This window comes from Candidatus Dependentiae bacterium (assembly GCA_013821315.1).
Taxonomy (GTDB): domain Bacteria; phylum Babelota; class Babeliae; order Babelales; family Babelaceae; genus JACDHA01.
The window spans coordinates 42560-60549 of record JACDHA010000001.1 but is presented as its reverse complement, the minus strand read 5'-3'; the positions used below and the strand labels follow the sequence as shown (position 1 = coordinate 60549).

Here is a 17990-nt window from a genome sequence, read left to right as displayed (position 1 = left end):
TTACAAAGGATAATAAATAGATATATGAACGTATGTACTACAATCAAATTGAGAGATGGGTCTTCAGAAAACACTATTGATAACTTACAAATAACTTTTACTAAAAACAAGGGCCCTACTTAGCACGGCCCTTGTTTTTTAGTATACAGAATTAAGACAAATTTCTCTTGCCTTTTCTAAACTTTAACGTTCAACAAAATGGTAGAAAGGACACTAATATCCTCCTTCATTAAAATTATTATAGACATGAGCATTAATAAGGTCTAGAACGAGATTCAGCAGCTCTTAATGAGTCTGCAATTTTGCGATATGTATTACTCTGGGCAAAATCACTCGCTCTCAAACCCTGATTGTAACCACCACGAGCAGTAGCATTAACATCAGCCCTAGCTGCTATCAATGCCTTTACGATCTCTTCATGACCAACAGCAGCGGCGTGCATAAGTGCTGTCCTGTCGCCACTATAGCTATTAATATCAGCTCCGGCAGCTATTAACTCTTTTACAATATCTAAACGATTTCGCGTGACAGCCTGGTGAAGCACGGTATAATTATTGCGATCACGAGCATTAACATTCGCTCCATTAGCTATTAAATCTTTGATGTATTCTATTGATGGACTCCAACCATCAAAAAGCTGTCTTATAAGTTCCTTTGTAGGATTTTCTCTATACGGATAAACACTGTCACCAGCAGTCTCCTTAATAACATTTTCCTTAAGAAACTGTAGATCGCTATTCATCATAGGAGAAAGATCTTGCCCTGTTTTATCTGAGGCATTAATGATCTTAGCACCACGAGTTTGAGCAGCAGTTAAGTCTTTTACGATATCTGTATGTCCCTTTTCCACAGCATACTCAAGCGCTGTATTACCTTGTGGATTAGATGGATTAGTTGCATTAACATCAACTCCAGCATTTAATAACTCTAATACTTTCTTTCTATCACCCTTATAAGCTGCAACCCTAAGAGCTATTTCATTGCGGTATTTATTACGATCAGCATTCGAACGAGACTCATTCATGGCTATCATGTTTAACTGAGGAACTATACTTATTAATGATAACATCATGATCTTTATTTTGTTTTGCATATGCAACCTTTCTATTTATGATAATTATAGTATTTATACCAGTATATATCATTTATTAATAATATACAATAATTTAACTTGATATATGGTTTACTAATTCAATTTGTTTTACTACAATTAAATGCCACACTTAAAAATTATTTCATTCAATAATCTACAGGATTGTCGTAAGATAGCATGCTGTTTTTGATTGACATAAAGTCAAAGCAGCCTTGATTACAGAGTTTTAGTAAAACAAGTGTTATAGTGAGTATAAAAATTTGCCATAAGTCTAAAACTATAATACCTAACAAACTTAAAGATACTTATCCAAAGGTCTATCAATTATAGTAACTGGAGACCTAGTCAAGATCTTGCTATTCTTACTAATGCCTGTCTTATGTGGTAATTACAAAGCATATTAATATGCATGCAACTATCACTTAAACGTGGATTAAGCGTTCCATCAGGTAAAGCATAAAAGTTATATACATCAAGCATAGCTATATTATTTTTAGTACATTCACGTTTTAATATACTATTAAGTAGTTTAGTTAGGGTAACTCGGTCTTGAGCGGTTCCATGTAGAGGCATGCTATCTAGTCCACATCGAGTGGTAGGCGGGATAACATTAAAGACTACACACTTAACTTTGTTGTGACATATATTTCTGTTCTGGGTGATATCTCCTCGACCTAAAGGAGAAGGCTTCTCGCTTCATAGGCCGTAGCTTCAGATGAAGTCTTACACAGGCCTCCACGGGTACCAAATCATGTCGTTATGATCTGGGGTATATCCAGCCGCCTTTAACTTTTCTATGCCTTGCTTTTTAATATTTAACGCAGCATTAGTATCTCTTGATGCTTTCCAACCACAACTGCAACTGTATATTCTTTTATTTAATGGCGTCTCTTGTAGAGTGCCACAAGCATTACATGTTTTAGTTGAAGCATAAAAGCGATCAACTTTCTTAAAGCATTTTCCTTGCCAAGAGAGCTTATATTCAAGCTTAGTTATAAATGAGTACCATGAAGCATCACTAATAGCTTTAGAAAGCTTTCTATTTTTGAGCATACCTTTAACATGGAGATCTTCTACGATGATAGCTTAGTTTTCGTCTACCAATCGCTTTGTCCATGTATGTTGAAAATGGTTACGTGCAGCAGCTGCTCTTTCATGAGCTTTAGCTACTGACAGTCGTGCTTTGCTTTGGTTACTTGATCCTTTAGTCTTCCTTTTAATATGGCTATCTCCGGTTGAATTCAGAATCTCACCAGCATTAACTATGCGAGAACGTCAAGACTCATAAATCAGGTAAAACGTGAATTTTAGGTTTATAGCAGCTATACTAGAGTAGTTCAATCGCTTTTTTGTTACTACTTACCTCTAAAGGAACCTCTATGAATTTTCGCTTAGTATACACACTACTTGCTCTTACAGCCTACACTAACGTAACATTTCCACTTTTCAATAACCAATTAAGAAGACCTGGAATGGGTTATGCAAATGCCTGCACTTGCGCGCCACTTTGTAGCGCTAACCCTTGTCAGTGTTCCCAAGGGGCACTAGTAACAACTGTAGTAAAAACGGTAAAAACAGTTTTAAGTCCTAATAATTGCCAGTGCTCTCCTTGTAACTGCAATCCTTGCAACTGCTAATATTTTTCTCTTAAAGAGTTGCTTAGTTATATAAGCAACTCTTTGAAATTTATGCTTTTGTGTTACTTGCAAATAATTTATTGTCAAAAGTATACGCTTGCCAAATAACTTTACCATCTTTTTTATCAATAAATAAACCACCGCCTAAAGGCAAACTACCTGTCGCTAAAATTTCTACATTCAGAGGAGCACCTTTTGTTATAGTGGCATTAAAAACAGCAAAAAATAGCGGCGTATTTTGATTGCCCTTATTTGAAAATAGCTTTTTGTTTATTTCTTTCCAATTCCAACAAGCTTTACTGCCTGGAGACATATCTCTATGCTCAGCAGATGCAGTACCTAACCGCGCGTAGTCGATAGGTACTGCAGTTAGAGCTTTCGTTTGATCCTGTTTATAAATAGCAACACCTATTTTACCTGTAGATCCCTCTTTAAAATAAACACAATAACCAAACAACGTTGGCGCTAGCATCACGCAACCAAATAATGCTATAAGCTTGGTATTCATAAAAACTCCTTTTTTTAATTTTATTTTTAGCAAAATAATATGCCACCCTAGTCTTAGAATATCAAAATATATTTAAAATAGTCAATAATAAATAAATGTCATAGTAGTTTTATTTTAAAATTATTGTTAGTATACACAATGCTAAAATGGTAAAAACAAGGCAATGAAAGAGAATTTGTATGTCTAAAACTATCTGCGCTCTACTTGTAGGTGTTTTTTTTGTTTTTCCTACACAATCTATGTATCAAACAACAAAGACAATTTCTAGTACTGCAGAACTTATATACTGGAATATAGTTTCTGAGGCTATTGTAAAACAAAGGCACAATACTATAAATCTTTTTTTATCCAAACTTACTCTTATTAACTACAAAAATACAGAAGGCTCAACATTGCTTCATACAGCAGTTGAAAGCGAAAATTATCATGCTGTACGGCTACTACTTGCACAGGGCGCTGAAGCCGCTATTAACAATAATGCAGGCCAAACGCCGCTTGCTTTAGCTAAAGAAAAAAACAATAAAGAGTTGATTAACATACTAAGACGTTCTCTCTTACTTAAAGGCTTAAAACAGGTATTTAGTAAACCCAAGCTTACAATTTCTTTAAAACCTCAACAAGCGCAAGAACTATACCTTTAGCAATCTGGCTTTTAAATTATAAAAAGGGAATCTCTATTTCTAGAGGCTCCCCTTTTTAATTACCAATTGTTAAATTAGCATCAAAATAATAGACCTATTTCAAGCATAGTATAAATTTATATTTTCAGTTAACAACTAGCGGGCATAACGCGCTTGCAATGCTACCTTCATCCACACAAAGCCATTTAAGATAATATCTGTTGAAATTATGGTGCCAAGAGCCCAAGTTCCTGACACTGGCCATTGAAGCCAAATAATAAGTCCTAAAGCTATTGTCACCAAGCCTTGAAACAACAACCAGTTACGGTTAGGCAAAGAGTGTGTAGCAGCAAAAAAAGTACGTGCAACTCCAACAACCGTAAGACCAATACCTAACACCAAAGTTAAAGTTAAAGCATTTACCTCAGGTTTTAATATCATAAAAATGCCAACTGCGCCATAGAGCAAACTCATAATCAAATGCACAAAGGCGTTACCCGAAAAACCTAGCTTAAAAGATCTAATCGCCTCCAGAGCTCCTATACTAACAAGTATTGCTCCTAAATAAATAACCGATGCTAAAGTGGAAGTGCCAACAAATATAAGTCCTAAAAAACCTATAAACGTAAATAATAATCCTAGAATAAAATATATAAACCAGTTACGATGTATAGATTGCACTGCATATTGCATACGATTCTCCTTAAAACTATAATTTTATTGTTCTTACATAACATACAATACTTGTTGTACGTTTATTTTAGCGCACAAATACTTTTAATTACAACATTTTACTTTCTTAACTAGGTAAAATTTAATTATAGTGTAAGGTAGATATTTTATTTACCTAAGGATTATCATGAAATATGCGCCTAAAAAATGGGTACTGGGAATGTTTTTTTTAATGTGTCTTGTGTTACTAGGCTATTTCATTAGTCATTCAGGATTATTTAGTCTAGAAAATTTAAAATATCACAAAGATGCTCTGAGTATATTTGTCCATCAACATTATATACGCGCTGTTTTTATATACATAGCAAGCTATGCCCTTTTTACTACTGCATCGTTACCAGGAGCAGTCTTGTTTTCTCTTGCTGGTGGTTTTTTATTTGGTGTACTACCAGGCACGCTTTTTACTGTTATCGCAGCAACAACTGGAGCAACAGGATCATTTTTGATTTCACGCTATTTTTTGGGCTCTTGGATTAAAAATAACTATGGAGCAAAACTAGCAACTCTCAAGAGAAATGTAGCCTCAAAAGGGGCCTATTATTTGCTTGCGCTCAGACTTATGGGATTTATTCCATTTTTTTTGATTAATATACTTGCAGGCGCATTACCTATTACATTAAAAACTTTTATACTTACAACAGGTGTAGGTATTATTCCGGGCAGCTTTGCTTACTGCTTTGCAGGACAACAACTTGGCACTATAGAGTCACTTAAGGATATTATTTCTCTTCCACTACTAGGCGCGTTTACGCTTCTGGGTGCTCTTGCTTTAGTGCCAGTAATTTTTAGCCACAAAAATGACCCTAAGGGACTCTAAGCTGAAAATACCTATTTTACTTCTTGGCAAACAGAGCATGCTTCTTGAGAAATAGGATGACCTCCCATAACATGACGCACCATAGCTACTAGTTTAGTACGGTAATCACCCCCAAAGTCACGTGATTGTTGGCGAATAGCTAAAGCATGTTCTATAAGTTTAAGTGAAATATCCGCATTTGCTGCCTCTTCAACCATCCAGCGGCCAGTACCATTTTCACCTATAGCACCATTAATTAATGAGAGATTTTGATCATGCATAAGAACATCATGAAAGAGCGAGAGTAACCAGGAGCGAATAATTGCACCATCATTCCAAACAGCGCTAATCGCAGCCAGATCAAAATGGTTGTAGTGTTTGTTGTTATGAAGTAAGAAAAATCCTTCAGCATATGACTCCAGCAAAGCGTACTCAATACCATTATGAACCATTTTAACATAATGACCTGCACCTGAAGATCCCACTAAGGCATAAGAGCTTGGAGACGCTGCAAGAGTTTTAAACACTTCTTTAACACGATCAAATACCTTTTGATCACCACCAATAGTCATACTAAAGCCATGCTCAGCACCCCATAATCCTCCCGAAGTACCACAATCAAGGTAAGCTAACCCTTTTGCATTCATGGCAGCAGCTCTTCTTACAGTGTCCCTAAAATGGCTATTACCTCCATCGATAATAACCGTATGAGGATTTATGCATGCACACAAATGATCAAGAACACTGTCTACAACCTGATCAGGCACCATAACCCAAATAACCTCAACGTCGTCGCTAAGCTCTTCTATAGTATGTGCTACTCTTAATCCGGCATTACTAAATAGTTGTCTTACCGCAGGATTGCTATCAAAAACAACGAGGTCTTTGTTTTCACGATAAAATTTATGCGCGATGGGGCCACCCATATGCCCTAGGCCAATAACGCCTACTTTCATTTCTTATCTGCCTGATTTTTTAATCTAGGCTCTATTTTTTTAGAGTCTATAGATTTTAAAATACCCGTTGCACCTGCTTGTGCCTGAGTTACACCTCCAGAAGGTGTTGTATCACTCTGTGATTCAACCCAATGCTTTACTTGAGGCTTGTGCTCTGGTTTTTCATAAAATTTATTTTTTTCTCTGTCAGACATAGCAGCTCCTTTATTATTTTACAACTTATATATTAGTTATAAAAATAACAAAATTAAGCTTCTCAACACAAGAGTTGTACCGTTTTAAAGAAAGAAAAGGCGTTTATATAAACGCCTTTTCGTTAACAGCAGTAACTATTACTTCTGTTTTTTACGTAACATAGGAAGCCCTGTGCGAGCATTTTCAGTTACTTCGTAACCTTCTGGAAGTTCAAGAAGAACGCCTTCACGTTTATCACCAGCAAAGAAATAAATTCTTTGTTTGCGCCCACTTCTTAATTCAACCTCTTGAGTGTGTAAATAGTATGTTTTACCACTTTTTTTAGATTTAACGCTGAATGCCATTATAATGCCTCCTGATGGGGTGTGTATCTTTTACTTTATAAACCTACTTCTCTGGAACTTTAATTGTCAAGAAGAAGCACTTTAAAGAAAAAACAGAACCTTTAACTCGAATATAATTTTATTTACATTTGAAATTTAATTATGATATCTTATTAATATTACTGTGTAAATAAAAAAAATAATTATTTTTAAAGTAATTACTTAGCCATTGCCAAAAAAGGACGTTATGAAAAAACAGCTTATAATACTTATGCTTGGATCAACAGTGCAAGCGATGGAAAAAAATAGTTTAACTAACTTACCAAAAGACTTAAAACCACTTATAGTTTCTCAACTGCTCTCGGCAAATACACCTCAAGAGGCAGTACAAAACTTAAAAAATTTTGCTTTAGTAAACAAAGAATTTACTAGCATGATTAAAGATCCTCAATCATTATTCTCCCTTGTTTTACAAGTGATACCTTCTAACAATACACCTGAGCAAGTAGGGAAAATACTGAAAACAGTTACTTTATTAAACCCCGCAGTCACTACTGTTATTAATAACCCTATAAATCTTAAAAAACTACTTGTGCCTTACGTTAAAAACTTTGTCAAAAATACTCATGGAAAAAGGTATTATACTAGAACTTTCTTTCCTGTTATAAAAAAAGCAATTGAGCAACTTAATATTCCTGAAGCATATCAATGGGTTATGCAAAACATGAATTTTTACACTATAGATAATAGGATAGGAAATGCTTATCACATTGTTTTAGAAACTAATAATCCAACCGTAAGCGAGATATATCAAGCTGCAGCCCAAGTTCTTAATAAATCTGAGGAAGAAATAAACTTAACTTATCGACGTAATTCTCAGCATGAAACTATTCCTAAAACAGATGCCAAGGCAACTTTAGCATCGCTAAACATCCCGCAAAATACAACTTTTTATTATGAACCTAGAATGGCTTCTAATAAAAGTATTGTATAGTAAGCATACGAGACAGGTATTAAACATCATGCAAAAATTGAGCAATAATGTGTTGAATATCTACAGGTATTCCTTGAGCATTAAGACCTTGGCTAATACCTGTTCTTGCTACACCAGAGACAGGTTCAAACATACCTAAATGGACTTTAAGCATACGGCCTAGAGTTTTATAAGCATCGCTATCGACACAATCACCAGCTATTTGGCTTTTAAAATAGAAATCTTTAACTAATTGTAAGCCTGCAAGAGTTGGTATAATACCAGCTCTTAGCAAACGAGCTGCTAACTTAACATAGCCATTCTCAAGTGCCTGACAGAGCAGTTCTCGCGTTGGGCTAAGCTCTACGTTTTTTTCTAGTACAGCATAAGTGGTTAAAAAGTCCGTTGCTGGAGACTTGCCTGAGACCATAACAGGTATTTTATTTTCTGCTTTTGCATCTACTAAACCTCCATAGTTAAGTATAAGTTTAACTAAATTCACTTTGCCTTCTTGAGCAGCTGAATGAAGTGCAGTAAAATCACAATGGCAGCGCAACTGAGTAAGGGCTTTATACTTAAGTAAAAGCAATACCATATCAGGCTGATTAGAACGCAAAGCCACATGAAGCAATAGCTCTTCTTTATCGTCAATATATTTACTAGCATTAGGATTGGCTTTTTGATCAAGATACTCTTGTGCTTTTGTTACATTTTTTTCGCTAATAGCTTTAATAAGCTCATTAGTACTATACCTTTGCTGTTCACGCTCTTGGTGCTTTGCTTGACGTTGCTCATAGCGCTCTTGTCTTTTTCTTTTATTAACTTTATTACTATGTTCTGTCATAGCGTTAGCTACATTACTACAAATGGCTACCAATAACAGAGAAGTAATTACTATTTCTTTTATACACATGTTCGCACTTAATCCCAAAATACTTGTTAATCTGCTGTTTTAACTGTCTTAATTAGTATACGCTAGAGCATCCTTGCGTCAAAGAAAAACAGAACAAGCATCTTTCACAGGCCTTTTGATTTAACAATTATCTACTCTATACTAATGGGTGATGAGAAACGTGTATACTAGTACAATTCTTAACCACAGGATAGTTTATGATCTATTTTAACTCTAAATTTTTTACTTTGCTTTTAATAGCAAGCACTCCTCTAGCGCTTACGGCTCACTCATATGTCGATGAAATTATAAACCTCTCATATAAAAACTTAACAAGCCTTTACGAACTTCATCATATACATCATCCTCATACAGTCCGAATTCTTGATCTTTCTCATAACAATATAGAAAGCTTGTCTTCTTTTTCTTTCGATGCATTTACTCATCTGGAGGAGCTCTATATAAGCCACAACAATATAGCGGATTTACCGTTAGGTCTTTTTGATAGGCTTACCAGTTTAAAAGTAATTGACCTTTCTCATAATAAGTTACAAGCAGTAAGCCCTTGGACATTTGATTGTCTTAAAAGTTTAAGAATGCTTGACCTTTCTTATAATAGAGTAGACACGCTACCAACAGATATATTTTATAAAAATGATCAACTACGCGTATTAAGACTATCAAATAATCGTTTACGGCACCTATCGGCTTGCATATTTGATAAAAACAGCAAATTAAATGCTCTAGACTTATCATTTAATGACTTAACTACTGTGCCTTTGGGTATATTTGATAGATTAAAACGAATGCATACGCTTGATCTTACAGGCAATCAACTAAACAATTACTACTAAATCTACAACTAAGTTAACAATAGAAAAAGAGGACAGTTTTAACTGGCCTCTTTTTATTATCTCAAACACTAAAACAACATGTTTGAGTTACAGGATTTCAAATTCTAATTGATAGTTTTCTATAAGCTTTATTAATTCTGGTTTTTTAAGTTCACGTACTCGATCAAATACTGTTTTTAATTCGTTATTTTTAAGTAATACATGAGCATCAAACTGAAGTAATAGTTCTATAATTTTAGTAAATCCCTGATTAACTGCGTAATGCAATGGCGTATTTCCATTATGGTCTTGAGCATTTGGGTTTGCACCAGCGTTTAATAATAACTTTACAGTCTGATTATTGCCACCTATAACTGCCTCATGAAGAGGAGTCAACTTAATACTATTGCAAACATTAGGATTAGCTCCTGCAGCAAGCAATAGACAGGTAATATCACTTTGCTTATGAGATGCAGCGTAATGAAGTGACGTATCACTACAGTTATTACAGCTATTACCTGTAGCATACTTAAGGGATACTTCAGCTACTTTTCTTTTATTCTGCTTAGCAGCATATAAAAGCTGTTGATCATAACTCATAGACAAACTAGTAGGAGGTACAATTGCCATACCTACTATAAAAATATACTTCATCATTTGGTATCCTTGTATTGTAATCTGTTTTACACTACCTTAAGTATCTAACCTTTTGAAAAAAAATAACTAGTAAAAGTTTTAAAACCACCCCAGTTGACAATTTCCGAATTGCAACTATAATTATATAGTATAATAACAAATAGTATATTTTAATATACCTCTGCGAAAGATACTCTATGAAAAAATTATTATTGTTAGGCCTCTTAGCCTTTAATCTGGTCCCTTTAGTTAACGCATCAGATTTATTAATAACAAACGCTAGCAATTGGCAAGCTAAAGTTACAGTTTATTATACTCATACTCATAAGAAGCCAACCGTTTTGTTATTAAACCCAGCTGGAACAAATTCTAATAACTATCAAAAAACTAATCTTGGTGATATTTTCTTTATTAAAGATGTAACTATCGAAGGCACAAGTCTTGAAAAAATTGGACTTGCTTCAAGTCTACGTTATTACACAGGTTTAATAACTAAAGTAAATATACAAGATGCACAGCAACTAGCTCAAGCAGATCCAAATAAAGATATAGCAGTTATAATTGACACAGCTCCTTATGTTAATACTTTTACTATTCGACCTTTACAACTGGAAGATTCTGAAGATACAGGTATAAGTGTACCTACACTAGTTACAAAAAATCTTAATTTAGTAAACATAGATGATCCTAGAAAACCAAATTGGTCAGTAAGCACTTTGCCTATTTCGTATGGTATAAGTATAGCGCAAGGGTCAAACCCTTCTATGAACAATGCCCATACGGTTGTTATGCCCTTTGCAAATAACCCTCAAATGGCTTTGTTTGGTGTTTTTAATGGTTTTTCTGGTAACGAGATAGCTCATTATTGTGTTAGGCAGCTATCAACTAATCTTAGTCAGCATCCACTACTATCTTCTCATACAAAACAAGCACTTCAAGAGAGCATAGAAAAAGTTGATACTGATTTAGCTAGCTCAGCTCCGCTTAAAGAATTGGCTCAAGTATCTGGCACAGAGGCCTTGGTTGCTTTTATTAACAGAGACCAGCTCTATGTAGCTAACGTAGGAACTTCACGCGCTATACTTTGCCTTAATGGGCAAGCTCGTGCTATTTCAATTGATCAAAGTATAACAAGACCTGATGAGACAGCTCGGATTAATGCTAGCAAAAACAATAACCAAGAGAGCATTTTAACTACAACAAGAGCTCTTGGTGCCCATAATCTTCGCGCAGAAGGCATTATTTCGACTCCCGAGATTTTATCGATTTCTTTAAATACCAATGTCCAGTTTTTGATATTAGCAAGTCAAGGTGTTTTTGAGGGTAGTGGACTAAGTCGTCAAGATGCTGTTGATATTGTTAAAGGTGCTTTAAATGACAATGCTCAAGATCCATTAGCTACACATCAGGCCGCTCAAGTATTAGTTGATGAAGCTACTCGAAGAGGAAGCGTTGATAATTGTACTGCTGTTGTAGTGTTGTTTACTACATCACAGATGACACCAGCGCGTCAAGTTCAACCTGTATCTGTTGTAATGCTATCTGATTCAAATTCTAGCACTACTCTAAAGAGCTCTTATTCAACTACACAACCACAGGTTGACCAGCAACCTGATCGTTTAGAGTATGGATTTAGTGAAAATATAGGGCGACGACCAACCATGGAAGATGCTCATATACTAGCACCCTCTTTTACGCATGATACAAGCTTATTTGCTATTTTTGATGGCCACGGAGGTCATACAGTAGCTGAGTATGTTGCTGATCATTTACCAGTTAATTTAAAGTCAACTTTACAGAACTCTGACAATCCTCAACAGACACTTCAAGAAGCACTTGAAAAGACTACGGCAAGCTTAGAAAATTCTAAGCTTAAAGATATAGCACAAAAAATGGGTACTACAGCTATTGTAGCGCTTATTAAAAACAATGACCTGTTTGTAGCAAATATAGGAGATTCTCGAGCAGTTTTGTGCCGTGAAGGTGAAGCTATTGCTTTATCAGATGATCATAAACCAGAGCGACCTGATGAAGCTACTCGTATTAAAGCTGCTGGTGGCCATATTATAAAAATAGGTTTAAATCACCACAGGCAACCTCGCCTTCTGCCAGAAAGATTCTGGCACAAAAGCAAAGCACCCTTAAGAATTAATACTGAAAATAGCATGCAGGGTAGTTGTCTTTCTATGACTCGCTCTATTGGAGATTTTGCCTTACGTGCGGCAGGCCTTATTTCTACACCAGAATTAGTGCATACTGCTTTACAACCTAATGACGAATTTTTATTACTTGCCTGTGATGGTATTTTTGAAAAAAACATTGATCGTCAACGTGCTGTTACTATTGTGCGTAATGCTCTAAAAAAATATCAAGGAAACCCTAAAGCTGCTACTGAAGCTGCACAACAACTTGTTCAAGAAGCCTATAAAGATGGCAGTGGCGACAACTTAAGTGCACTTGTTATACTACTTAAAAAATAGAATTACTTTAAGCACTCGTAATTATACGAGTGCTTATTTTTACACTTGTATTTTCTTATGAATCATTGTTTCTTTATATTTTTTTTAATTATATTATCTTATGCTACACAAGCTACTTTGGTTAAAATCTATCAAGTACCATTAAACTTGCAGCAAGAGGTCTACCTTCTAGGCGACAGACATAATACGATTAAGTCTATTAAAGCTGAGCAAGAGCAAGTAAATTTTTTTAAGGATCTTTGTAATCAAGCAAAGAGTAAAGCTTTAAGTTGTAAAATAGTTATCGAAAGACCTACTCCTTTAGTAAAAATACTTGATCCTTCTCCACGAGTACTTGCAGATCTAGGTATTGATGTAATTTCAGATTCTTCTCTTAGTATACAAGACGGAGAAATACGTTGTTATTCCATGGCTGCCTATTACCTATTACGACGCTCTAGTCCAACAAGTATGCTTATTTCTGACGAGTATACACTGGGAGGTATTTCATGTAATGTAACTACTCTTACGTATCACGATGTTTATCAAGAATATATGCATTATACTACACTTTTAAGTACCCTCTATAACAAACTTGACAATGTTCTTGCTCAAAAGTTAGTTTCAGAAAAATTACATGAAAGCCAAAAGGCTGTAGCCCTGCTTCAAGCACAACTCGAAGGCTTACTACTAGCTGTAAATGACACGGTGCAATCAAGCATTGATCATTTATATACTACTTATCCTCAAACAGCAGCAAAGATATGTGCAACTTTAGCACAACGCATCTATAAAATCTCCGCACCTCTTTTTGAACTCGCTCTGTTATATTCAATTATAGCCAATAAAGATACACAAAAAATTATTATTGCTACAGGAAGCCTTCATACAAATGAACTCTTATCTTGCTTGTACAAACTAGGATACTCTGTTAAGCATATATTTGGCGATAAAGATGATCTACTACCTCTACAACAAGAGGACCTTCAAAACTTTTCTTATCAGTTTTTTAAAGATAGAGTAGTATACAAAGATACTTCTTTATTTAAAATATTATTAGCTTATTGCAAACTCACTTAAGCTTTACCAGCCATACTGATTGTAGGGTACTCCCTGTCGATACGCACTAATTACTTCGTGCGCGTAAGGTGTCAAATTCTTAGGTAACTGTTCTAAAGCAAACCAATTTCCCATGGCATGTTTATACTCTTCTTTGTTATAAGGTTCACCTTGCCACGTAGTCGTTACAAAAGCTATCATAAGATACGCAGTACTATCAATTTGTAGCAATCCCTTGTTTTTACCTTATAAGTTGTTTTATACTTAAAAATAAATACTATTATTTAATTAAAATTTAAAGGATGTTTTATGAACCTACAATTAAAACTGGTGTTGGCCCTTTGCCTTTTAACTATACAATCACTTGTTATATCTCAGCCTACTATGGCTGATGTTAGCATGAATCATATACCTACTAGGTCATTACATAAAAGAATTCCTGGCAAAGCACCTAGACTTGTTGATCCATCTGATAGTCACTACGAGGAAGATATAGAAACATCTACTATTTCAAAAAGTAAGTGAATTGAACGGTTAAACTAATATTATCCCACTATAAAATAAATTATAAAGATTAAGTGTCTCATATAGATATACTTGTTTATGAGCGTGAATGTCTATAGAGTAGTGTTGTAAAAGTAATCAAGCACTATCCTTATGAGGCAACTATGAAAAAATTAACTTACTTACTAAGCTTGCTTGCATGTGTTATAACAGATATAAGCTTAGCATCCTATAGCTCTTTAACAACTCAAGCATTACAAAACAAATACTCAACTTCAGGATGTAAATTATCACGATTTAGTGGCTCTAGCGAACGAGTAATTGCTTTTAAAAAAAGACTAGACAGAGCGCGGTATAATACCTTACACCAAACCACTAGCATTGATACCCACGATGAAAAATCTACTCCCTTCTTTGCAGCTAATTTCACTAAAACACTGGAACATGATTATACTAGCGGACTATTAACTCCAGCCGGCATAGCAAGCTATAAACAACTCCTTAAAAGCCTACATAGTGGTAAACAAGATGACTTTAACGCTATTGTACGTGCACCTGGCGCTACGCTCAAGCTGGCTAATCCTCAAGGTGCTTTTATGTTTAGCTTCCAAGGCTTAGATTCTTCTCTTTTTAAAAATAGTGTATTTCCAGAACTCTCAACACCTGAAGCTGCCGCTTTAATGATCGAAAATTACTTGTTAGCCTTATGTCGTGATGTTAATTTTAACGACTACGGTTTAGCTACAAAAACAGATACTAACGAAAAGGGTGGCTCATTAACGCTCCTTGCCGCAGCAATTTTAGAAGATTTAGGCTCAGCATATACTGGGCAACGTAACAAACAAGGTTTTATTGATATTAGTGTGCTTTTTAGAGGTAATTCTCAAGGAGATCTAATTGGCAACTACCTATCTCAATTTTTATTACTTTCTATACCAACAATCTATCCTGGAGGAATTGGAATAAACACTACAGGTAGTTTAGTCACCCAAGAACAAAATCAACTTAGATCTATTGCAAGCAAAAGAGAATTTGGTGTTTCATTTCATGATTTTGTTGATCTACAAAATGGCAAAATACCTAAAAAGTATACTGCTCAAGACTTTGATCAAACTACAAAGCGTTATATAGTTACAGGACGTGATTTGGCTAATTATAGCCATTATGACACCCCTTACCAAATATATTATAATGCTCTTACTATTTTGCTTGGTTATGGGTTCCCCTTTTCATCTAGCCTTCCTTATGGCAATACATCAATAACCAATGAAGCACCCTTTGTGTCTATGGGTATGGCTGATGCGTACAGCCTAGTTGGGGCTGTAGCGCTTGAAGCACTAAAAGCTTCTTGGGCTCAAAAGTGGCGTGTATTGCGTACTTTAAGGCCTGAAGCATTTGCAGGGCTAGTCCATACAGCTAAAGCCACTGGTCATAATCAATTTAATTTAAATGCTCTTTTGTTTACTTCCCATGCAGGAGTCGATCTTCTAGAACTTATTCGTGAGCGTAATGAACTTCAATCTACAAAAGCCGTAGATCCTGAGCAGCTACTTACACCTACACAAGCTTCTACCTACTTACTGGGTCAAGTATACCCCGAGGGCTCACCTACTCATCCAAGCTGCCCTGCAGGCCATGCTGTTATAGCTGGTGCTTGTGTAACAGTAATTAAAGCTCTTTTTGAAGATACTTTACCTTTAAAAAGCAAAATCACTCCAGTAAAAGTAGATCCTCAAGACGTTACTCAACTGCTACCACTACGAAATGAGGGAGAAGACTTGATGACTGTAGCATCTGAGCTTGATAAACTTGCCTCAAATATAGCTCTTGCTCGCAATTTCGCTGGTGTCCATTACCGGTCTGATGCGGCTGGTATTGAATTAGGCGAGCAGGTTGCGTTAGCCTTTTTACAAGATCATGCTTGTAGCTACAACGAACAGACATTTGCTGGCTTTAGCCTTACTAAACGCAATGGCACTCGTATAAAAGTTACAGCAACGGGCATAACAGTTCTTAGTTAATAAGTATTATAAGACGTAGGCATACGCACGTATACTTACGTCTTATAATACTTATAGTTTTTCTTGTATTAAACACACAATGCTCAAGGTAAAGCCTTGCAACACAAAGCTATCTCTACTATAGTTTACTTAAAATTGAGAATGGATTTTTTAAATGGGAAGTACAATGAAGTATACTTTTAGTTTTCTTAGTCTACTAAGTTTAGGCATAAGTAATATAGCAGGCATGGACTTATCAGAACAAACACAACTTCTTTTTGGCGCTATTACACGCCGCAATGCACTAGCAGCAGAGCAAGCTCTCAAGCAAGGAGCCGATTTGCAAGCACGTAGCATGGCTGGTGTTACTGCACTGCAGTACGCTCAAGAAAAATATAAAGAATCACGTCATTGGGGCGAAGCTGATATGTCATCGCAAGTGCTCGAGGTAATCACTACCTATCGCCAAGATTAGCATTTATATCTTGAGTTTTTCTATCATTGCAAGACTTCTTTTACGCTCATAATCCGTAGGATGCGTAGTAAAACAAGTTTGAAGTACTGCGAGTATACGAGAGCTTGTTTTAACTGGTTGGTGAGTGATCCAATGATCAAAAAAGCGATTACCTCCAATGCAAGTCTTAAGAGCGCACACAGCCCTTTTGTCAGCATCTAACTCTACACATCTAGTTAAGTAAAGCTTAAGGACAGAAATACTTAACCACCTATGCGGCAACTCATACACAGGTAAACGTTGCATAGCGCTAGAGTGTAAAGTAGTTTTTGCTTTACACATAAGATTATATTTTTTTATCCATATGACAGGTGTATAGTTAGTACACAATTGATGATAATGTGCAATTTCATGAGCTAAAACAAAATCTTTTACCGTAGCAGTATAGGTAGCCATTTCTTCGTGGTTTACTAGCAAAATAGGCTGCTCATCGTATAAAGGCAAAATAATAGTTGCTGCTTCTACTGAGCGTATTTTCGATTCTAAGGGCGAAAGCATACGTACAGCAATAGCAGGTAATTGAGCAGTAGGCCACGTATAAAAAGCTATAAGCTCATTGACGCGTTTTTGAAAACAAGCGCTGCTGCCTAACGCTTGTTTTTGACCATAGGTGATAGTTACACAGAAGTTTATTAACAAAAATGTACCATAAAAGACAGCTGTACTTTTTTGTATAAACATACACAATACGTTATGCTGTAGTAACTAAAGAAGCTTGTACCATTTTAATAAGTTCTTGATAATAAGTATTACCTGCAGCAGATAACTTACTTGCGCCCGGCCTCGTTGTGCTTGGAGCCACAAATGGTGCTGCTAGTTCTTTAATTTTGTTAAATAAAGTAGCTGATGCTGGAGTTAATGCTTCACGCACTTCTTTAGGTGCTGGCGTTACGGCTTGATAACCACCCTCAGAACGGTAATAAGTGAGATAACGAGCAAGATTTTGTCTCTCTTGAACACTAGCTTGCTGTATATAAGCTGCTACAAGTGGTTGCGCTTGATTTAATGCAGTTTTAAGGGGTGTTTGTTGATTACAGCCACAAACTGCAAGTAAGTTAGAAGCTGTCATTACAATTGAAAATAAAGCTGTACGATATAACATATTTTCTCCTTTAAGTGATATAAAAATAGTATCTCTTTATAGTATAAAATAGTTGTACAGGCTAAACAAGTAATTTAACTTCTACTTACAAAAAAATTACAAACAAAGTAGGCTAATAACAAAATTGTTTTAAGTGTAGAGCTACACTTATTGTGTGT

General features: G+C 35.5%; 23 protein-coding genes. 10 read left to right on the top strand and 13 right to left on the bottom strand.

Annotated features, from left to right (window positions below):
• Positions 1–253 precede the first annotated feature (253 nt).
• The 3 genes from H0X48_00320 to H0X48_00310 all read right to left on the bottom strand — a co-directional run bounded on the left by H0X48_00320 (position 254) and on the right by H0X48_00310 (position 2146).
• Entirely contained in the window at positions 254–1093 is an 840-nt protein-coding gene (locus H0X48_00320) for an ankyrin repeat domain-containing protein (protein MBA3953751.1), read from the bottom strand.
• A 345-nt stretch (positions 1094–1438) separates the two neighbouring features.
• Positions 1439–1666, bottom strand: a complete 228-nt coding sequence (locus H0X48_00315; GenBank protein MBA3953750.1) for a hypothetical protein — start codon at positions 1664–1666, stop codon at positions 1439–1441.
• A gap of 150 nt (positions 1667–1816) precedes the next feature.
• A complete protein-coding gene (locus tag H0X48_00310) occupies positions 1817–2146 on the bottom strand; it encodes a transposase (protein ID MBA3953749.1) in 330 nt (109 codons plus the stop codon).
• 326 nt (positions 2147–2472) lie between these two features.
• On the opposite strand from H0X48_00310, the gene H0X48_00305 reads away from it, so the two are divergent.
• On the top strand, positions 2473–2730 hold the full coding sequence (locus H0X48_00305) for a hypothetical protein (protein MBA3953748.1): 258 nt from the start codon (positions 2473–2475) through the stop codon (positions 2728–2730).
• Between the two features lie 49 nt (positions 2731–2779).
• Here H0X48_00305 and H0X48_00300 read toward each other — a convergent pair whose 3' ends face one another.
• Positions 2780–3238 (bottom strand): hypothetical protein, encoded by a 459-nt coding sequence (locus H0X48_00300; protein MBA3953747.1) that lies wholly within the window; start codon positions 3236–3238, stop codon positions 2780–2782.
• 179 nt (positions 3239–3417) lie between these two features.
• On the opposite strand from H0X48_00300, the gene H0X48_00295 reads away from it, so the two are divergent.
• Positions 3418–3879 (top strand): ankyrin repeat domain-containing protein, encoded by a 462-nt coding sequence (locus H0X48_00295; protein ID MBA3953746.1) that lies wholly within the window; start codon positions 3418–3420, stop codon positions 3877–3879.
• Positions 3880–4014: 135 nt separating this feature from the next.
• Here H0X48_00295 and H0X48_00290 read toward each other — a convergent pair whose 3' ends face one another.
• A complete protein-coding gene (locus H0X48_00290) occupies positions 4015–4551 on the bottom strand; it encodes a DUF308 domain-containing protein (protein ID MBA3953745.1) in 537 nt (178 codons plus the stop codon).
• A gap of 166 nt (positions 4552–4717) precedes the next feature.
• On the opposite strand from H0X48_00290, the gene H0X48_00285 reads away from it, so the two are divergent.
• Positions 4718–5407 carry a TVP38/TMEM64 family protein gene (locus H0X48_00285; protein ID MBA3953744.1) on the top strand — a complete coding sequence of 230 codons (690 nt, stop codon included), beginning with the start codon at positions 4718–4720 and terminating at the stop codon, positions 5405–5407.
• An 11-nt stretch (positions 5408–5418) separates the two neighbouring features.
• Here H0X48_00285 and H0X48_00280 read toward each other — a convergent pair whose 3' ends face one another.
• The 3 genes from H0X48_00280 to H0X48_00270 all read right to left on the bottom strand — a co-directional run bounded on the left by H0X48_00280 (position 5419) and on the right by H0X48_00270 (position 6881).
• A complete protein-coding gene (locus tag H0X48_00280; protein MBA3953743.1) occupies positions 5419–6342 on the bottom strand; it encodes an NADP-dependent phosphogluconate dehydrogenase in 924 nt (307 codons plus the stop codon).
• The gene (locus H0X48_00275) at positions 6339–6536 is read right to left on the bottom strand and encodes a hypothetical protein (protein ID MBA3953742.1); all 198 of its coding nucleotides are present in this window, start codon (positions 6534–6536) and stop codon (positions 6339–6341) included. Before H0X48_00275 ends, H0X48_00280 begins: the two co-directional genes overlap by 4 nt.
• A 138-nt stretch (positions 6537–6674) precedes the next feature.
• On the bottom strand, positions 6675–6881 hold the full coding sequence (locus H0X48_00270) for a hypothetical protein (GenBank protein MBA3953741.1): 207 nt from the start codon (positions 6879–6881) through the stop codon (positions 6675–6677).
• Between the two features lie 226 nt (positions 6882–7107).
• Here H0X48_00270 and H0X48_00265 point away from each other — a divergent pair, with 226 nt between their 5' ends.
• On the top strand, positions 7108–7854 hold the full coding sequence (locus H0X48_00265) for a hypothetical protein (GenBank protein MBA3953740.1): 747 nt from the start codon (positions 7108–7110) through the stop codon (positions 7852–7854).
• A gap of 19 nt (positions 7855–7873) precedes the next feature.
• Here H0X48_00265 and H0X48_00260 read toward each other — a convergent pair whose 3' ends face one another.
• Complete coding sequence (locus H0X48_00260; GenBank protein MBA3953739.1) at positions 7874–8746, bottom strand: ankyrin repeat domain-containing protein; 873 nt, start codon at positions 8744–8746, stop codon at positions 7874–7876.
• Positions 8747–8943: 197 nt separating this feature from the next.
• On the opposite strand from H0X48_00260, the gene H0X48_00255 reads away from it, so the two are divergent.
• Positions 8944–9579: a leucine-rich repeat domain-containing protein gene (locus H0X48_00255; GenBank protein ID MBA3953738.1), complete on the top strand. Its 636-nt coding sequence runs from the start codon at positions 8944–8946 to the stop codon at positions 9577–9579.
• Between the two features lie 87 nt (positions 9580–9666).
• On the opposite strand, the gene H0X48_00250 is transcribed toward H0X48_00255, so the two are convergent.
• On the bottom strand, positions 9667–10215 hold the full coding sequence (locus tag H0X48_00250; GenBank protein MBA3953737.1) for an ankyrin repeat domain-containing protein: 549 nt from the start codon (positions 10213–10215) through the stop codon (positions 9667–9669).
• Positions 10216–10391: 176 nt separating this feature from the next.
• Between H0X48_00250 and H0X48_00245 the strand changes: the two genes are divergently transcribed.
• Positions 10392–12674 carry a protein phosphatase 2C domain-containing protein gene (locus H0X48_00245; protein ID MBA3953736.1) on the top strand — a complete coding sequence of 761 codons (2283 nt, stop codon included), beginning with the start codon at positions 10392–10394 and terminating at the stop codon, positions 12672–12674.
• Positions 12675–12731: 57 nt separating this feature from the next.
• Entirely contained in the window at positions 12732–13733 is a 1002-nt protein-coding gene (locus tag H0X48_00240) for a hypothetical protein (GenBank protein ID MBA3953735.1), read from the top strand.
• A gap of 3 nt (positions 13734–13736) precedes the next feature.
• Here H0X48_00240 and H0X48_00235 read toward each other — a convergent pair whose 3' ends face one another.
• Positions 13737–13943, bottom strand: a complete 207-nt coding sequence (locus tag H0X48_00235; GenBank protein ID MBA3953734.1) for a hypothetical protein — start codon at positions 13941–13943, stop codon at positions 13737–13739.
• Positions 13944–14021: 78 nt separating this feature from the next.
• Between H0X48_00235 and H0X48_00230 the strand changes: the two genes are divergently transcribed.
• From H0X48_00230 to H0X48_00220, 3 genes are all read left to right on the top strand, one after another.
• A complete protein-coding gene (locus H0X48_00230) occupies positions 14022–14237 on the top strand; it encodes a hypothetical protein (protein ID MBA3953733.1) in 216 nt (71 codons plus the stop codon).
• 143 nt (positions 14238–14380) lie between these two features.
• A complete protein-coding gene (locus tag H0X48_00225) occupies positions 14381–16237 on the top strand; it encodes a vanadium-dependent haloperoxidase (protein ID MBA3953732.1) in 1857 nt (618 codons plus the stop codon).
• 166 nt (positions 16238–16403) lie between these two features.
• Positions 16404–16691: a hypothetical protein gene (locus H0X48_00220; GenBank protein ID MBA3953731.1), complete on the top strand. Its 288-nt coding sequence runs from the start codon at positions 16404–16406 to the stop codon at positions 16689–16691.
• A 3-nt stretch (positions 16692–16694) separates the two neighbouring features.
• Here the strand turns inward: H0X48_00220 and H0X48_00215 are convergent, their stop codons facing one another.
• The gene (locus tag H0X48_00215) at positions 16695–17411 is read right to left on the bottom strand and encodes a M48 family metalloprotease (protein ID MBA3953730.1); all 717 of its coding nucleotides are present in this window, start codon (positions 17409–17411) and stop codon (positions 16695–16697) included.
• 10 nt (positions 17412–17421) lie between these two features.
• Entirely contained in the window at positions 17422–17832 is a 411-nt protein-coding gene (locus H0X48_00210; GenBank protein ID MBA3953729.1) for a hypothetical protein, read from the bottom strand.
• Positions 17833–17990: the final 158 nt, after the last annotated feature.

Excerpts from the sequence above, each read along its gene's own strand:
- H0X48_00320 (MBA3953751.1), bottom strand. The coding sequence starts at position 1,093 with ATGCAAAACAAAATAAAGATCATGATGTTATCATTAATAAGTATAGTT.
- H0X48_00315 (MBA3953750.1), bottom strand. The coding sequence starts at position 1,666 with ATGCCTCTACATGGAACCGCTCAAGACCGAGTTACCCTAACTAAACTA.
- H0X48_00310 (MBA3953749.1), bottom strand. The coding sequence starts at position 2,146 with ATGCTCAAAAATAGAAAGCTTTCTAAAGCTATTAGTGATGCTTCATGG.
- H0X48_00305 (MBA3953748.1), top strand. The coding sequence starts at position 2,473 with ATGAATTTTCGCTTAGTATACACACTACTTGCTCTTACAGCCTACACT.
- H0X48_00300 (MBA3953747.1), bottom strand. The coding sequence starts at position 3,238 with ATGAATACCAAGCTTATAGCATTATTTGGTTGCGTGATGCTAGCGCCA.
- H0X48_00295 (MBA3953746.1), top strand. The coding sequence starts at position 3,418 with ATGTCTAAAACTATCTGCGCTCTACTTGTAGGTGTTTTTTTTGTTTTT.
- H0X48_00290 (MBA3953745.1), bottom strand. The coding sequence starts at position 4,551 with ATGCAATATGCAGTGCAATCTATACATCGTAACTGGTTTATATATTTT.
- H0X48_00285 (MBA3953744.1), top strand. The coding sequence starts at position 4,718 with ATGAAATATGCGCCTAAAAAATGGGTACTGGGAATGTTTTTTTTAATG.
- H0X48_00280 (MBA3953743.1), bottom strand. The coding sequence starts at position 6,342 with ATGAAAGTAGGCGTTATTGGCCTAGGGCATATGGGTGGCCCCATCGCG.
- H0X48_00275 (MBA3953742.1), bottom strand. The coding sequence starts at position 6,536 with ATGTCTGACAGAGAAAAAAATAAATTTTATGAAAAACCAGAGCACAAG.
- H0X48_00270 (MBA3953741.1), bottom strand. The coding sequence starts at position 6,881 with ATGGCATTCAGCGTTAAATCTAAAAAAAGTGGTAAAACATACTATTTA.
- H0X48_00265 (MBA3953740.1), top strand. The coding sequence starts at position 7,108 with ATGAAAAAACAGCTTATAATACTTATGCTTGGATCAACAGTGCAAGCG.
- H0X48_00260 (MBA3953739.1), bottom strand. The coding sequence starts at position 8,746 with ATGTGTATAAAAGAAATAGTAATTACTTCTCTGTTATTGGTAGCCATT.
- H0X48_00255 (MBA3953738.1), top strand. The coding sequence starts at position 8,944 with ATGATCTATTTTAACTCTAAATTTTTTACTTTGCTTTTAATAGCAAGC.
- H0X48_00250 (MBA3953737.1), bottom strand. The coding sequence starts at position 10,215 with ATGATGAAGTATATTTTTATAGTAGGTATGGCAATTGTACCTCCTACT.
- H0X48_00245 (MBA3953736.1), top strand. The coding sequence starts at position 10,392 with ATGAAAAAATTATTATTGTTAGGCCTCTTAGCCTTTAATCTGGTCCCT.
- H0X48_00240 (MBA3953735.1), top strand. The coding sequence starts at position 12,732 with ATGAATCATTGTTTCTTTATATTTTTTTTAATTATATTATCTTATGCT.
- H0X48_00230 (MBA3953733.1), top strand. The coding sequence starts at position 14,022 with ATGAACCTACAATTAAAACTGGTGTTGGCCCTTTGCCTTTTAACTATA.
- H0X48_00225 (MBA3953732.1), top strand. The coding sequence starts at position 14,381 with ATGAAAAAATTAACTTACTTACTAAGCTTGCTTGCATGTGTTATAACA.
- H0X48_00220 (MBA3953731.1), top strand. The coding sequence starts at position 16,404 with ATGAAGTATACTTTTAGTTTTCTTAGTCTACTAAGTTTAGGCATAAGT.
- H0X48_00215 (MBA3953730.1), bottom strand. The coding sequence starts at position 17,411 with ATGTTTATACAAAAAAGTACAGCTGTCTTTTATGGTACATTTTTGTTA.
- H0X48_00210 (MBA3953729.1), bottom strand. The coding sequence starts at position 17,832 with ATGTTATATCGTACAGCTTTATTTTCAATTGTAATGACAGCTTCTAAC.